We start from the raw sequence: 14,125 nt of genomic DNA on the forward strand, positions 1-14,125 counted from the left end.
CAGCGCCCCAGCCACCTGAACGTGTGAAACGAGAAGGGCCACCGAGGTGGCCCTTCTGTCATTGTGCGCCCGACTGGTCTGCCGCGATCGCGACCCCAGGGCGCGACATCAGGCTGTAGTAGAGCAGCGGGATCACCACCAGGGTGAGCAGGGTGGAGACCAGGATCCCGAAAATCAGGCTGATGGCCAGCCCGTTGAAGATGGGATCATCGAGGATAAACAGGGCCCCGATCATCGCCGCCAGCGCGGTCAGCAGGATGGGTTTGGCCCGTACCTGCGCCGCCGCAATCACCGCCTGCTCGAACACCACGCCACTCGCCCGCAGCTGTTCGATAAAGTCCACCAGCAGGATGCTGTTGCGCACTATGATCCCGGCGAGCGCGATCATCCCGATCATCGAGGTAGCGGTAAACTGGGCCCCCAGCAGGGCGTGGCCCGGCATCACCCCGATGAGGGTGAGCGGAATGGGGGCCATGATGATGAGCGGCACCAGATAGGAGCGGAACTGGGCCACCACCAGCAGGTAGATGAGGATCATCCCCACCCCGTAGGCAATCCCCATGTCGCGGAAGGTCTCGTAGGTGACCTTCCACTCCCCGTCCCACAACAGCGCCACCTCCCCCAGCTTGTCGGGCTGCTGCACGTAATACTGGGGCAGCTCGATATCGGCGCCAGCGGCAAACATGCCGTAGAGCGGGCTGTCGGTGTGGCCGCCCATGTCGGCCACCACCATCACCATGGGCTGCATGTTCTTGTGCATGATATAGCTGGGGGCCACCTCATCGCGGCGGCTCACCAGCTCGGATACCCGGATGAGCTGGCCGCTCTGGCTGCGCACCTTGAGCGCCAGCACGCCCGCCAGATCCCGTTTGTCGCCGGGGGCCAGTTCGATGCGGATCGGCACCGGATACTTGGCGCCGTGCCCCTGCAGCCAGCTGGCATCCTGATAGCCCACGCCCCCGTTGAGGGTCGCCACCAGGTCGCCGAGATCAACCCCGAAGCGGGCCGCCTTGCTGCGATCCACCACCAGCCGCCACTTGGGTTGCGGGTCGGTCAGATAGATATCCACATCCACCAGATCCGCCGTGGCCACAAAACGGGCCTGTACGGCGCGCGCGGCCGCTTCGCGAGCGGCCGGTGTCGGGCCATACACCTCGGCAACGATGGGTGACCAGACCGGCGGGCCGGGCGGCACCTCCACCACTTTCAGGTTGCCCCCCGCCGCGCTGGCGATGGCCTGCAGCGGCGCCCGTACCGACTGGGCAATCTGGTGACTGCTGCGATGGCGCTCATGCTTGTCCACCAGATTGACCTGAATATCCCCCACGTTGGCACCACTGCGAATAAAGTAGTGACGCACCAGCCCGTTGAAGTTGATGGGGGCCGCGGTGCCGGCGTAGATCTGGTAATCCTTCACCTCCGGCACCTTGGCGAGCTCTCGCCCGACCGCCAGCAGGGTGCGCTCGGTCTGCTCCAGGGTCGCCCCCTCCGGCATGTCGAGCACCAGCTGGAATTCCGACTTGTTGTCGAAAGGGAGCATCTTGAGCACCACCCACTGCACCATGGGCATGGCGGCGGCGCCCGCGACCAGCAGCAGGATGGCCAGCCAGAGCTGGTGTCTGGCCCTCCTGGCACCAGCGCCCATCAGGAAAGGGGTCATCAGCCGCTGGAAGAGGCCTGCCTTGGCCTCGCCGTGGGCACCGTGCATCTCACCCTTGAGCAAATGACTCGCCAGCCAGGGTGAGAAGATAAAGGCAACCAGCAGGGAGATAAGCATCCCCATGCTGGCATTGATGGGGATGGGGCTCATGTAGGGGCCCATCAGGCCGCTGACAAAGGCCATCGGCAGCAGGGCCGCGATCACGGTCAGGGTCGCCAGTATGGTCGGCCCCCCCACCTCGTCTACCGCCCCCGGGATAAGCTCCTTGAGAGAACCCTTGCCCAGACCGCGATGGCGGTGGATGTTCTCCACCACGACTATGGCGTCATCCACCAGAATGCCGATGGAGAAGATCAGCGCAAACAGCGACACCCGGTTGAGTGTAAAGCCCCACGCCCAGCTGGCAAACAGGGTAAGCGCCAGGGTAATGACGATGGCAACGCCCACTACCAGCGCCTCGCGCCAGCCCATGCTCACCAGTACCAGCAGCACCACCGCCGTGGTGGCAAAAATCAGCTTGCCGATCAGGGTGTTGGATTTGGTCTCGGCGGTGACGCCGTAGTCACGGGTCACCGTCACCTCGACGCCAGCAGGGATGAGTCGATTCTTGAGGCTCTCGACCCGCGCTTCCACCCGCTTGGCCACCTCGACCGCGTTCTGGCCCGGCTGCTTGCCGATTGCCAGCGTCACCGCCGGATAACTGGCTTGCCCCTGCCCCATCCAGCTGCGCTGCACCGGGGTCTCCTCCCCGAGCGACACGCTCGCCACATCCCCCAGATAAACCGGCTTGCCATCGTGCAACCCCACCACCAGCTCGCGGGCCTGCTGCTCGCTTTGCAGGAACTGCCCCACCTGCACCTTGATCTCACTGTTGTCTTGCTCAATGGCCTGTGTCGGGCCCGCCTGATTGGCGGCGGCAAGTCGCTGGCTCAGCTCGCCCCAGCTGATGCCGTGGGCGCTGAGGGCCGCCGGATCCGGCATCACCCGCAGCACGGCACGCTGGCCTCCCAGGCTGTAGATATCGCGGGCGCCGGGCAGTCGCTTGAGCTCGGTCTCCAGCTCGTGGGCAACCCGGGTCAGCTCGGCGGCCCCCAGTTGCTTGCTCCCCTCTTTATTCCACTCTTTGCTCCATAAGGTGAGACTGACGATGGGGACATCATCGATCCCCCGAGGTTTTACCAGTGGCTGACCGACCCCGATCCCCAGTGGCAACCAGTCGCGGTGGGAGTCGAGCTGGTTGTTGAGATCGACGATGGCCTGTTCGCGGCTCACCCCCACCTTGAACACCACCACCAGCAGGGCGCCATCGGGTTGAGAAAAAGAGTAGAGAGTATCAATTCCCTTTATCTGGGAGACCACCTGCTCGGCAGGGGTGGTGACGAGGGATTCCACCTCTGCCGGAGTGGCGCCCGGAAAGGGGATATAGACATCGGCGAAGGTGACATCGATTTGCGGCTCCTCCTCCTTGGGGGTCACCAGCACTGCAAACAGGCCGAGCAACAGCCCCACCAACGCCAGCAGCGGAGTGATGGCCGAGCCCTGAAACAGTGCCGCCAGCCGACCGGCAGGCCCCAGCCTCTCCTTGTTGCCGTTCAGCTCGTTACTCATGGGCCACCGCCTGCTGGCGCGCCCAGCCATCCGCCGCTACCTGATCGCCGCTCTGGACGCCCGCCAGAATGTCGCACTGCCCCACCTGACAGTGACCCACCCGCACTGGCGTCAGCGCCCAGCCATCCCCCTGTTTGAGGTAGAGACCGCTGAACTCACCCTGCCTGAGCAGGGCCTGCTCCGGCACCTGCAACAGCTGACGTTCGCCCTGTTTGAGCTGTACCTTGAGCCACATGCCGGGCAGCACCCCGGCGGTTTGCGGCGGCAGGTCGAGGCGCAGCCTGAAGGCGTGGCTCTGGCTGTCGGCATAGTTGAAGCGGGTCAGTTTGAGGGGGGTAACGGTGTTGCCATCCGGCAGCAGCACCTGCACATCTGCAGGCTGACTGGCGAGGGCGAGCGCAGATTGGGGCAGATCTACCTCCACCCGCAGCGCATCAAGGGAAAAGCCGGAGAGCAGCGGCGTGCCGGGTGCTACCGTCTCCCCCAACTCCACCAGCCGCTTGGTCACCACCCCGGCGTAAGGGGCCAGAATGCGGGTATAACCGTAGGCTTCCCGAGCCTGGGTGAGAGCAGCCTCGGCGGCGTTCACCTCGGCACGGGCGGCCCGGTCAGTCGCTTGGGCACTGTCGAGCTGGGCGCGGGTGATCACCCCTTTGGCGATCAGCGCCTGAAAGCGGGCGAGCTGGCGCTCTGCCTCCACCTGCTGGGCCTGTGCTCGCGCCAATCGCGCCTGGGCACCCGTGACGGCGGCAAACTGCTCCTTGCCGCTGATCTCCAGCAGGGGCTGCCCGGCCACTACCTCATCGTTCACATCCACCAGCATGCGGGAGACCCGGCCGCTGGTCTGGGCCGCCACCGTCCCCTGATGGATGGCACTGACGGTGCCATCCAGGGTGAGCCAGTCGGTCACCTGACGGGGGGCAAGGGTCAGGGTCGCATCACCAGTCGCCTCGGCAGACCATGTCATAGGAGAGACAAGAGCGGAGACCACGGCCAGCATGGTGGCCCCCAGCACGCGGATCTGTTCCATGATATTCCTCCTTCCCCGACAGCAGGGGCAATCCATTCAGGCCGAGCGGGGGTGGCAGCGCTTCTCCCGCACCTTCACCCAAACCCGATCAACAAGCAAAATCCCGGCCACCATGGCGGCGACAAACAACGGTACCATGGGCTGGCCGCTGGAAATGAGACTCAAGCCTGGCCCTGGGCAGATCCCCGCCAGCCCCCAGCCAATGCCGAACAGGGCCGAGCCCCCGATGAGGCGGCGATCCAGTTTGGGGGCCGGCACGCTGGCCATGGGTTCCCCCAGCAGACTGCGCTTGAGCGGTTTGACCAGCAGGAAGTAACCCGGCATGAACGCCAGCAGTGCTCCGCCCATCACGAACGCCAGGCTGGGATCCCAGTGACCCGCCAGGTCGAGAAACCCGATGACCCGGGCCGGATCTATCATGCCGGAGATGGCAAGACCCAGACCAAACAGCAGACCCGCGAGCAAACTTGTCAACAACTTCATGGCGATCAGCCCCTTACAACAGATGATGAGTGACGAAGACGGTGATAAAGCCGGCCGCCATAAAGGTGAGGGTGGCGACGATGGAGCGCAGGGAGAGCCGCCCCATGCCGCAGATGCCGTGGCCGCTGGTGCAGCCATTGCCAAGGCGGGTGCCGATGCCGACCAGCAACCCGGCCAGCAGCACCAGTGGCCAACCGGGCAGGGCGCTGAATGCGGGCATGCTGGCCCAACCCAGGCTCAGTGCAAGCCAGGCCCCCGCCCCCAGTCCCAGCAAGAAGAGCAGCCGCCAGGGTGCCCTGTGTTGCAGCGCACCGGCCAGAATGCCGCTGATCCCGGCCACCCGGCCGTTGAACAGCATCAGGATCAGGGCCGCGAGCCCCACCAGCACGCCGCCGCCCAGAGAGAGCAGCCATTGGCTTTCCATCATCGAAATTCCTTATTTTCTGAGTGACAAAAATGGGTTTGCAGCGCCGCCAGCACATCGATGGCGGCCTCGCTCACCAGCGAGTAGTAGATCTGCTGGGAGACCTTGCGCGAGCGGATAAGACCCTGGCGCTTCAATACCGACAGTTGCTGGGAGAAAGCCGACTGACCGAGCTGGCTGTGAGCCAGCAACTCCCCGACCCCCTTCTCCCCCTCCACCAGCTGGCAGAGCACCAGCAGCCGCTCGGGATGAGCCAGCGCCTTGAGCAGGGAGGCGGCGGCTGTCGCGTGTCTGTTCATCTCGTCGAATTGGCTCATGGAAGTAAATTAGCAATTGCTGATATTTGGTTCTATTGTATAAAGCGACACTAAATTAGCAACATCTAAATTAACTAGGGAGAAGGTCATGACGGTAGATAACGGGGTCAGAGTCGTCGCGGGCTGCATGTTGCTGCTCTCGCTGCTGCTCACCGCCTGGGTACACCCTGGCTTTGTCTGGCTGAGCGTCTTTGTCGGGGTCAATCTGATCCAGAGCGCCTTCACCGGTTTCTGTCCGGCCGCGATGCTCCTCAAGCGGCTGGGGCTGAAATAGCGTGACGGGTAACGAGGGGGAGAGCAGAAGATGGAACGAGGGCGGTGAGGGAGCTCACCGCCCTTTCATCGTCCTGGCGGTAGCCAGCCGGCCCCGATTATTGACAAACTTGTATCTAAATGTTGCTGAAAGGGTGATGAGGCTTTACCTCACCGCTCTGGATGAGTACCATCAGGCCGTCAATCAACAGCGGAGACCATCAGTGGGCAACTCATCAAGTGACAGTTGTAGACCGACCCTCGTCGTCGGTACCCGGGTCGCGAGCTAGCCGCAGGTCTTCCTCTGCCGCATGCTCGCAGCCCTGCGAGAAGCGGAAATCCACTCCCCTCTTCTCTTTTTTACACTTGACGTCAGGTGACCTGGCTTTGCCATGACACCTTGCCTGCATAGTTTCTGCTTCCCACAAGGAGGCTGCTATGCGTTTTATTTCAACTCTGTCCGTATCCAACCGGACTCACCCCCTGCTGAGCAGACTGGGCCGCGGCTTGCTGCCGCTCTGGCTGCGTGGCAAACGGCGCCAGCACCACTACCGGCTGCAGATCCGTTGCGAGGATCGGGCCGACATGGAGCAGGTGCTGGATCTGGTGAACCACACCCTGCAACCGGCGGGCCTGCAACCCCTGCAGTCCCTGCGACCCGGTCGCAGCGGCGGGCGGGAGCTGGTGCTCAACCTGCACTGCACCCCGCCCCAGCGTCGCTATCTGGTGCAGTTCGTGCATCAGGTGGGGGTCCATCACCCGGTTCGCTGGGAGCTGCATCCCCGCCGCGACCCCGAACTCGTGCTCAATTGATCGTGCACGACTGATATCCGGGGCCAGCCATGCTGGCCCCTTTCAATCCGTTTCACCGCCCTGCCCGCCATCCTGGATGGACGGGCCGGGCGCCTCGTGCGTGTTTCTCGTCAACTCATGGCCTGCACGCACGGGGCCGTTGGCGGGGGTACCGTCCCCTCGCCCGTCTTCAGAAAGGCCATCTGCAACAGAAGGAGTACGCCATGAGAATGTGGCAGCAATTCGACATGATCTCTCTGCTCGACACCCTGGCCAGCCTGCTGCTGGCCTTCGTGCTGGGCAGCCTGGTGGGACTGGAGCGCCAGTATCGCCAGCGCACCGCGGGCCTGCGCACCAACGTGCTGGTGGCGGTGGGCGCGGCCCTGTTCGTCAACCTGGCCCAGCGCATCTATGACCTGCACGGCGGCACCTATGGGGTGGTGCACGTGGTGGCCTACATCGTCTCCGGTATCGGCTTTCTCGGCGCCGGCGTCATCATGCGCGAGTCCGGCAACATCCGCGGCATCAACACCGCGGCCACCCTGTGGGGCGTGGCGGCGGTCGGCGCCGCCAGCGGGGCCGGGCTGGCCATGGAGGCGATCCTCGGCGCCCTGTTCGTGCTGGCCGCCAACACCCTGCTGCGCCCGCTGGTCAACCAGATCAACCGCCGTCCGGTGGACAACACCGACACCGAGGTAACCTATCGGGTGACCGCCCTCACCCAGCGCGAGTACCAGAAGGAGGTGCTGCACTGGCTGGAAGAGATGCTGGAGCAGGCCAACTACCCGTTGAGCGAGCTCGACATCGAGCCCTTCGGCGAGCGGGATCTGGAAATTTCCGCGGTGCTGCTGGCCACCTCCATCGATGGCGACGAGCTCGACGCCCTGATGGTGAAGCTCGGCATCCACCCCCACATCAAGCAGGTGTTCTGGCGCGCCAGTACCACCGACTGACACCAGACTCCGCCATTGAAAACGCAAAAGCCCCGCCATTGCCGACGGGGCTTTTGCTTTTCAGGATGCGGGGAGCTCAGGCGACCCGGGCAGCCCGCTGACTGCGCCAGCGAATGCGCGGATTGATCACCTGGGCGGTCTGGGGCGGCGGGTTGCCCGCAATAAGCTTTTGCATCAGCTCGAAGGTCGCCCGGGCCAGGGCCGGGCAATCCTGGGCCACCGAGTCGATGCGCATGGGGATGCAGTCGAGCAGGTCGTGATCGTCGAAGGTACACAGCCGCATGCCCGTCTCCATCAGCCCCGCCTCGTTGAGGTAGCGCAGCACCCCCTCCAGCAGGGTGAAGGAGGCAGTGAAGAGCCCCTTGGGGGGCGCGCCTAGCTCGGCCACCAGCTCGGCCATCAACTGATAGCCCGAGCTTGGCTGGTAGTCGCGGTGGCGCACCCGGGTCGGGTCCGCCTCCAGCCCGGCGCGGTGCAGCCCCAGCTCGTAGCCCGCCAGCCGGTGGCGGCTGGGGGAGAGATCCAGCAGGCCGCCGAAGTAGTAGATCTCCTCGCCGCACTGGCCGGCCATCTCCTGCACCAGCTCGGCGGTGGCCTTGCAGGCATCGGAGATCACCATGGGCAGGCGCGACTCGCCGATGTGGCGGTCGAGCTGCACCACCGGCAGGCGGTCGTGAATGCGGGCATAGATATCGTCGCTGTGGCCGCTGGAGGCGACGATGAGACCGTCCACCTGGCGGCTGATGAGGTTGTCCACCACCCGCTGCTCCAGGGTGGGATCATCCTCGGAGCAGGCGATGAGCAGCTGGATCCCCGCCTCCCGGCAGTGGGCCTCGAGGGCACGAGCGATGCTGGCAAAGCCGAAGTTGGTGAGGTCGGGGATCACCAGACCCCAGGTGTAACTGCGGGTCTCGCGCAAGGCGCGGGCATGAAAGCTCGGCTGGTAGTAGCACTCGTCCGCCACCGCCTGGATCCGCTTGCGGGTGTCATCGGCGATGCGGTACTCCGCACTCTTGCCGTTGAGCACCAGACTGGCGGTCGCCTTGGACACCCCCGCCAACTCGGCTATCTGGGCAATCGTGATCCGTTTCTTCTTCTCCACCTGACCTCCCGGCAAACTGACACCGGGCTATTGTACTAGGCAGGCCGCCAGCGGCCAGTGATCGAGGCAAATTTTGCCGCCCGCGACCGGTTTGCCCGGCGCAAGTTGCGGCCCCGGTCCCGGGAAGTAGCGCGCCGACAGGGTATGGCGGCCGCCATCGACGAAACACTCGAGACTGGAGCCATCGCACAAGACGGTGATGCCGCCCCCCTGCCAGGGACAGCATCGCTCCTCCCACTCTCCGCTCTGCCAGTTCAGGCGGCGCAATACCAGGCGCCCCGGCTGCCAGCATAGCTCGGCCACGGCGCCAAACCAGAGGCTTCCCTCGCCGCACAAACTCAGATCGAGCCAGGCCGAATCGATGGCCAGCCCCGGAAATTCACCGAGCTCCCCCTCGAAGCGGGTCTGCTCCCCCTTCAGTGCCGCCAGTTCTGCCACCGGCCGCTGGCAGAGCCACTCATCCTGCCAGAACAGCTCCCGCGGGCAGCTCATCTGGTGCAGCCAGCCATAGGGGATGGTGGGCTGACTCATCTCGCTCTCTTCGGGCAGTCCCAGCCAGCCAAACAAGAGGCGCCGCCCCTCGCTGTCCTGGGTGGTCTGGGGGGCATAGAACTCGAAGCCTCGGTCCAGCTCGTGGAAAGACCCGTGCGCGAAGTGCTCGCCGTCGAAGTCGCCCGCCAGCCAGCCGCACTGGTAGAGGTTGCGATAGTTCTCTCCCCGAGGGGCAATCCCCTGCGGGCAGCTGATCAGCACATGGCGCTCACCAAGCGCAAACAGATCCGGGCACTCCCACATATAACCAAACTCACCGAGCCCCCCGCGCCCGCTGCCGGCGACGGGGCCGACCAACGTCCAGGCATCCAGCACGTCGCCGCGATAGAGCAGCACCTCCCCCCTGTCGTCCAGGGTGCGAGCCCCCAGCACCATCAGCCACTGCCGACCGTCGTGCCACACCTTGGGGTCGCGCACATGGCCGCTGTAGCCTTCAGGCAATTCCAGCACGGGGCCCAGCTTGGCAAAGCCCCCCTCATCGTCGGCACGGGCCAGACACTGATAGGCGGTGCGGCTGCCGTCCGGGTATTTGACGTTGCCGGTGTAGATGAGGGTCAGGCGCCCCTGCTCGTCGCTCACCGCCGAGCCCGAGTAGCAGCCGTGGCTCTCATAGGTCTCGGTGGGCAGCAGCGCCACCGGTTCGTGCTGCCAGTGCAACAGATCGGTCGAGCTGACATGGCCCCAGCTTTTGTTGCGGTGCTCGCAACCGAGCGGATTCCACTGGTAGAAGAGGTGGTAGCGCCCGCCGTGCTCGATAAAGCCGTTGGGGTCGTTGAGCAGCCCCACCGGGGCCGCCAGGTGCCAGCGGGGCCGATGGGGATCGGTCGCCGCCTTGAGCTGTCCGGCCAGCAGCGATCGGACAATCTGGTTGAGCAATGCGACGTCCTTCATCACTCCACCTTGTACTTGAGCAGGTAGGAGGCGGCGAAGGCGGCGCCAAAGGCGATCACCAACCCGACAATGTAGTGAATGAGGCTCATGGGCTGGACGATGGCCATGCCGGGAATGCCGGTCAGCCCCACCGCCGTCATACCCACCTTGGCCGCCACCACGTAGGCGCCGCCGCAAGCCCCGCCAAACAGGCCGGCCAGGAAGGGTTTGATGTAGCGCAAGTTGACCCCGAAGATCGCCGCCTCGGTGATGCCGAGCAGGCAGGACATGGCCGCCGGCACCGTGATGGCCTTGATCTTGACGTCGCGAGTCTTGAAGTAGACCGCAAGACAGGCTCCGCCCTGGGCCACGTTGGCCATGGCCCAGATGGGCAGCAGGAAGTTGACGCCAATTTGCGGATTGGCCAGCAGCCCCGCCTCGATGGCGTGGAAGCTGTGGTGGATGCCGGTGATGACGATCAGCGAATAGGTGCCGCCGAACACCAGCCCCGCCAGCCAGCCTGCCTGCTCATAGAGAGCGCTCAAACCGAACGAGATGCCATCCCCCAGCACCCGCCCGGCAGGGCCGATGAAGAGCAGCGCCACGAAGCCGGTGATGATGACGGTCAAAAACGGGGTGAGGATCAGATCCAGCGCGTCCGGAATGCGCCTTCTCAGCTGTTTCTCCAGGTGGGACATGAACCAGACCGCCAGCAGCACCGGGAAGACGGTGCCCTGATAGCCGATCATGGCCACGTCCAGCCCGAAGAAGTCCATGGTCTTGAAGCCACCGGCCACCCCCCAGGCGTTGGTCAGCGCCGGGTGGGTGAGAATGCCGCCGAGGGTCGCACCCAGATAAGGATTGCCGCCAAACTCCCGCGCCGCCGTAAAGCCGATCAGGATCGGCAAAATGATGAAGGCCGCCGAACTGAACATGTCGAGCATCACAAACAGGGCGCTGTCGGCGTTGACCCAGCCGTAGGTGCGCACCATGCCGAGCAGCCCCATCAGCAGACCCGAGGCGACGATGGCCGGAATGATCGGCACGAAGATGTTGGAGAGGGTCCGCGCCAGCCGCTGGGCCACGTTGAGCTTGGCCGTCGCCATGTCGGTCAGCTCCGCCTTGCTGGCGGAGCCGGTGCCGGTCAGCGTCACGAACTCCGCATAGACCTTGTTGACCAGGCCGGTGCCGAAGATCACCTGGATCTGGCCCGCGTTGCTGAAGCACCCCTTGACCCCCTCCAGCTTGTCGATGGCGGCCTTGTTCACCTTGCTGTCGTCCGCCAGCACCAGCCGCAGCCGGGTGGCACAGTGAGCGGCGCTGACGATGTTCTCCCTGCCCCCGAGCAGGGGCACCAGATCCTTGGCTATCGCACTGATATTCATATTCTTCCTCTTATGACCCGCCACACTGGCGGGCCCTAGTCACATGAGAGTAGGGGCTGTCGAGCCGGGCTTCTAGCCGCGGATCAACAGCCACTTGCGCCTGATCGCAAAAAGGCATCCAGTTCGGAGCGGGTCGGCAGCGCCGTCATCGCCCCCTTGGCGGTGGTGGCAAGCGCCCCGCAGCCGTGGGCCTGGGCCAGGATGGCGGGCAGCTCGGCCAGGGTCGGCAACGACGAACGCCCGGCCAGGGCCGCCAGCAGACCGGCGACGAAGGCGTCCCCCGCCCCTGTGGTGTCGAGCGGGGTCACTTTCGGCCCCACCCACGCCAGTTGTTCGCCACCCAGGCGGGCCACCACACCGGCCGCCCCCTGGGTTACCAGCACCAGCGCCGGCCCCGCCATGGTGGCGAGCCCCGCCGCCAGATCATCCAGACCGCTCAGCAGTTGCAGCTCCTCAATGGAGAGCTTGACCACATCCGCCTGCGCGATGGCTTCGCGCACCAGCGGCAGCATCTCGGCCGGGTTGCCCCACACCTCGTGCCTCAGGTTGGGGTCGAAGCAGACCCGTCCCCCGGCCGCCTTGATGGCCGCCATGGCCTGCAGGCAACTGCCGCGCACCGGTTCGTTGGCAAGCGCAATGGAGCAGGTGAGCAGCCACTGACCGGCGTCGAAGCGGGGCAACTCATTCGGGGTGAGGAACTGGTCGGCGCTGGGGCGCACCATGAAGGTGAAGCTGCGCTCCCCCTCTTCATCCAGTGCCACCAGCACGGTAGAGGTGCGATGGTCAGGATCGAGCCGCAGCGCAGCGATATCCACCCCCTCCCCGCTCAGGGTCTTGGCCAGGAAGCGGCCGAACGGATCTCCGCCGACCCGGCCGATAAAGGCCGCATCGCCACCAAGCCGTGCCACGCCAACTGCCACATTGGCGGGTGCGCCACCCGGACACTGGAGGTAGTGCCTCTCCCCTTCCGGGATCAAGTCCACCACCGCATCCCCCATTACCCACACACGATTCGTCACCTTGCTACTCCACTGCTGCATCGGATCGACTGCCAAACCCGGACTCTGTTCTGTTGGCTGGCATTATCAGCTAAACCGTTTTAGCCAACCAACAGATCCCGGCACCGGCTGCCATTTTTGTGATCGGGATAACGAACTAGAACCAGGTTTCCATCTGCACGCCAAAGTTCCACTCACCGCCGGCGGTGAAGTTGCTCTGACCCATGGCATCGTTGCTGGCGTAGTGGTCGAGCTCGGAAGACCAATCCATCCAGGTGGCGAACACCCGCAGCTCGGGCCGCTCGAAGAAACCGGCGGTCTGCGCCTTGAAGGTGGGAGCGAAGGTGAGCTTGGTGAAGTCGCCGCTCACCGCCTGGCGGCCCTTGTAGCCCTTGGGATCCAGGTCCATGTACTGCCAGGTGGCCTCGTAGACCAGCTCGACGTTCTGGCTCAGCACCTGGGCCAGCCGGCCATTGAGGGTCACCCAGCGGTATTCGTCCCCCTTCACGTAACGATCCTTGCTCTGCTCGGCCAGCAGGGCCGGGGCGATGCGCCAGCGCGGGGCGAGATCGGTGGCGCCAAACACCGCCAGGCGCACCGCATCGGCGTCCGGCAGCAGCTCGCTGTCGGAGCCCAGTCCCTTGAGCTCGGCACCCAGGCCATGACCATACAGCACCGCCGCCTTGGAGAAGCCGGGGTTGATGCCAAAGAAGCTGTCGGCGTGGTAGGCCAGCAGAGTGTGCGCCCCCTTGTTCGCCGCTTCGCTGCCCGCGCCGCCATCGTTGATGCGGGTCTCGTTGTCCTTGGCGGAGAGGCCGTTCACCATCCACTGCCAGTTGCCAACGCGGTTGTTCATGGTGAGGATGTAGCTCTCGATGTCGGAGAGACCGCTGGCGCTGATGTCGCCGTAGTCGCGCCCGTAGAGAGAGAAGTTGGCCTTCCAGCTGTCGGCCAGCTGCACGTCGTAGACACCGCCGCCGGTGCCGGCCAGGAACACCACGTCCGAGTCGAGCCAGTGGATGTCGAAGTTGTCCCGGTCAAAGCGCTTGCCCGCCCACAGCACCGCACTCTTGAAGGGGCCGTCGAAGCTCGCCAGATTGCCGATCTCGGCAAACACCTGACGGGTATTGAGGCTCGAATCGCTGGCGGTCCAGTCGTTGCTGGTCTCCACCCCGTCCGCCAGCATCAGCTTGTAACGGGCCCAGCTGCCATCGGCAAAGGTCTGGGTCTTCAGCAGGTTGGCCTCCATGTAGGTGTCATCCTCGTTGCCAAGGCGACCCACGGCGCCGCCCACCGAGCCGGCCGGGGTGATGTAGGGGCCGCCGCGGCCCCCGTTGCCATTGCCGTTGACCAAGAGGCCCGAGCGGGCATAACCGTGGAACTCGAAGCCCTGGGCCCCGGCGGTCTGCTTGTCCACCTTCTCGCTCTGGGCCTTGGCCACCACTGCCGTCTCGCGGGCTTCGTTTGCCTTGCTCTGGGCCTCATCGGCCCGCGCTTCGGCGGCGGTGGCGCGCGCCTCGGCTGCCTGCACCCGCGCCTCCAGCGCTGCCAGACGGGCCTCGATACCGCCATCCGCCGCCCACAGCGGGCTGCTCATCCCCAATCCCAGCGCTACCGCCAGCGCCAACTTGTTCTTGCACATCGTCATCGTCCTCACCTGTCATCTGTTGCCCGGTCGGGCCTGTTGTTATCGACGACG

General features: G+C 65.0%; 13 protein-coding genes. 3 read left to right on the forward strand and 10 right to left on the reverse strand.

Translation table 11 applies throughout. The features are described 5' to 3' along the window. Positions 1–58 precede the first annotated feature (58 nt). Genes OKB87_RS12165 through OKB87_RS12185 form a run of 5 tightly spaced genes read right to left on the reverse strand, consistent with a single transcriptional unit; the run spans position 59 to position 5,522 of the window. Complete coding sequence (locus OKB87_RS12165; protein WP_270827593.1) at positions 59–3,268, reverse strand: efflux RND transporter permease subunit; 3,210 nt, start codon at positions 3,266–3,268, stop codon at positions 59–61. Beyond that, positions 3,261–4,298: an efflux RND transporter periplasmic adaptor subunit gene (locus OKB87_RS12170; protein WP_201355617.1), complete on the reverse strand. Its 1,038-nt coding sequence runs from the start codon at positions 4,296–4,298 to the stop codon at positions 3,261–3,263. Before OKB87_RS12170 ends, OKB87_RS12165 begins: the two co-directional genes overlap by 8 nt. Before the next feature lie 36 nt (positions 4,299–4,334). Continuing rightward, complete coding sequence (locus OKB87_RS12175) at positions 4,335–4,781, reverse strand: YeeE/YedE family protein (RefSeq protein ID WP_270827594.1); 447 nt, start codon at positions 4,779–4,781, stop codon at positions 4,335–4,337. 13 nt (positions 4,782–4,794) lie between these two features. Further along, positions 4,795–5,208 carry a YeeE/YedE family protein gene (locus OKB87_RS12180; protein ID WP_168756084.1) on the reverse strand — a complete coding sequence of 138 codons (414 nt, stop codon included), beginning with the start codon at positions 5,206–5,208 and terminating at the stop codon, positions 4,795–4,797. After that, positions 5,205–5,522, reverse strand: coding sequence for an ArsR/SmtB family transcription factor (locus OKB87_RS12185; protein WP_168756083.1), 318 nt, complete (start codon positions 5,520–5,522; stop codon positions 5,205–5,207). The genes OKB87_RS12180 and OKB87_RS12185 overlap by 4 nt, the downstream gene beginning before the upstream one ends. 88 nt (positions 5,523–5,610) lie before the next feature. Here OKB87_RS12185 and OKB87_RS12190 point away from each other — a divergent pair, with 88 nt between their 5' ends. The 3 genes from OKB87_RS12190 to OKB87_RS12200 all read left to right on the forward strand — a co-directional run bounded on the left by OKB87_RS12190 (position 5,611) and on the right by OKB87_RS12200 (position 7,519). Further along, positions 5,611–5,796, forward strand: coding sequence for a YgaP family membrane protein (locus OKB87_RS12190; RefSeq protein ID WP_039213421.1), 186 nt, complete (start codon positions 5,611–5,613; stop codon positions 5,794–5,796). 416 nt (positions 5,797–6,212) lie between these two features. Beyond that, positions 6,213–6,587 (forward strand): hypothetical protein, encoded by a 375-nt coding sequence (locus OKB87_RS12195; RefSeq protein ID WP_029299609.1) that lies wholly within the window; start codon positions 6,213–6,215, stop codon positions 6,585–6,587. A 203-nt stretch (positions 6,588–6,790) separates the two neighbouring features. Then, on the forward strand, positions 6,791–7,519 hold the full coding sequence (locus tag OKB87_RS12200; protein ID WP_024945078.1) for an MgtC/SapB family protein: 729 nt from the start codon (positions 6,791–6,793) through the stop codon (positions 7,517–7,519). A gap of 76 nt (positions 7,520–7,595) precedes the next feature. Here OKB87_RS12200 and OKB87_RS12205 read toward each other — a convergent pair whose 3' ends face one another. The 5 genes from OKB87_RS12205 to OKB87_RS12225 all read right to left on the reverse strand — a co-directional run bounded on the left by OKB87_RS12205 (position 7,596) and on the right by OKB87_RS12225 (position 14,074). Continuing rightward, complete coding sequence (locus OKB87_RS12205; RefSeq protein WP_168756082.1) at positions 7,596–8,621, reverse strand: substrate-binding domain-containing protein; 1,026 nt, start codon at positions 8,619–8,621, stop codon at positions 7,596–7,598. A gap of 27 nt (positions 8,622–8,648) precedes the next feature. Then, entirely contained in the window at positions 8,649–10,064 is a 1,416-nt protein-coding gene (locus OKB87_RS12210; RefSeq protein ID WP_168756081.1) for a glycoside hydrolase family 32 protein, read from the reverse strand. Next, the gene (locus OKB87_RS12215) at positions 10,064–11,428 is read right to left on the reverse strand and encodes a sucrose-specific PTS transporter subunit IIBC (RefSeq protein ID WP_168756080.1); all 1,365 of its coding nucleotides are present in this window, start codon (positions 11,426–11,428) and stop codon (positions 10,064–10,066) included. The genes OKB87_RS12210 and OKB87_RS12215 overlap by 1 nt, the downstream gene beginning before the upstream one ends. An 83-nt stretch (positions 11,429–11,511) precedes the next feature. Then, the gene (locus tag OKB87_RS12220; RefSeq protein WP_168756098.1) at positions 11,512–12,468 is read right to left on the reverse strand and encodes an aminoimidazole riboside kinase; all 957 of its coding nucleotides are present in this window, start codon (positions 12,466–12,468) and stop codon (positions 11,512–11,514) included. Positions 12,469–12,583: 115 nt separating this feature from the next. Next, entirely contained in the window at positions 12,584–14,074 is a 1,491-nt protein-coding gene (locus tag OKB87_RS12225; RefSeq protein WP_270827595.1) for a carbohydrate porin, read from the reverse strand. Positions 14,075–14,125 lie beyond the last annotated feature (51 nt).

The organism is Aeromonas sp. Y318-1 (assembly GCF_027706125.1).
Taxonomy (GTDB): domain Bacteria; phylum Pseudomonadota; class Gammaproteobacteria; order Enterobacterales; family Aeromonadaceae; genus Aeromonas; species Aeromonas hydrophila.

Excerpts from the sequence above, each read along its gene's own strand:
- OKB87_RS12165 (WP_270827593.1), bottom strand. The coding sequence starts at position 3,268 with ATGAGTAACGAGCTGAACGGCAACAAGGAGAGGCTGGGGCCTGCCGGT.
- OKB87_RS12170 (WP_201355617.1), bottom strand. The coding sequence starts at position 4,298 with ATGGAACAGATCCGCGTGCTGGGGGCCACCATGCTGGCCGTGGTCTCC.
- OKB87_RS12175 (WP_270827594.1), bottom strand. The coding sequence starts at position 4,781 with ATGAAGTTGTTGACAAGTTTGCTCGCGGGTCTGCTGTTTGGTCTGGGT.
- OKB87_RS12180 (WP_168756084.1), bottom strand. The coding sequence starts at position 5,208 with ATGATGGAAAGCCAATGGCTGCTCTCTCTGGGCGGCGGCGTGCTGGTG.
- OKB87_RS12185 (WP_168756083.1), bottom strand. The coding sequence starts at position 5,522 with ATGAGCCAATTCGACGAGATGAACAGACACGCGACAGCCGCCGCCTCC.
- OKB87_RS12190 (WP_039213421.1), top strand. The coding sequence starts at position 5,611 with ATGACGGTAGATAACGGGGTCAGAGTCGTCGCGGGCTGCATGTTGCTG.
- OKB87_RS12195 (WP_029299609.1), top strand. The coding sequence starts at position 6,213 with ATGCGTTTTATTTCAACTCTGTCCGTATCCAACCGGACTCACCCCCTG.
- OKB87_RS12200 (WP_024945078.1), top strand. The coding sequence starts at position 6,791 with ATGAGAATGTGGCAGCAATTCGACATGATCTCTCTGCTCGACACCCTG.
- OKB87_RS12210 (WP_168756081.1), bottom strand. The coding sequence starts at position 10,064 with ATGAAGGACGTCGCATTGCTCAACCAGATTGTCCGATCGCTGCTGGCC.
- OKB87_RS12215 (WP_168756080.1), bottom strand. The coding sequence starts at position 11,428 with ATGAATATCAGTGCGATAGCCAAGGATCTGGTGCCCCTGCTCGGGGGC.
- OKB87_RS12220 (WP_168756098.1), bottom strand. The coding sequence starts at position 12,468 with ATGCAGCAGTGGAGTAGCAAGGTGACGAATCGTGTGTGGGTAATGGGG.
- OKB87_RS12225 (WP_270827595.1), bottom strand. The coding sequence starts at position 14,074 with ATGACGATGTGCAAGAACAAGTTGGCGCTGGCGGTAGCGCTGGGATTG.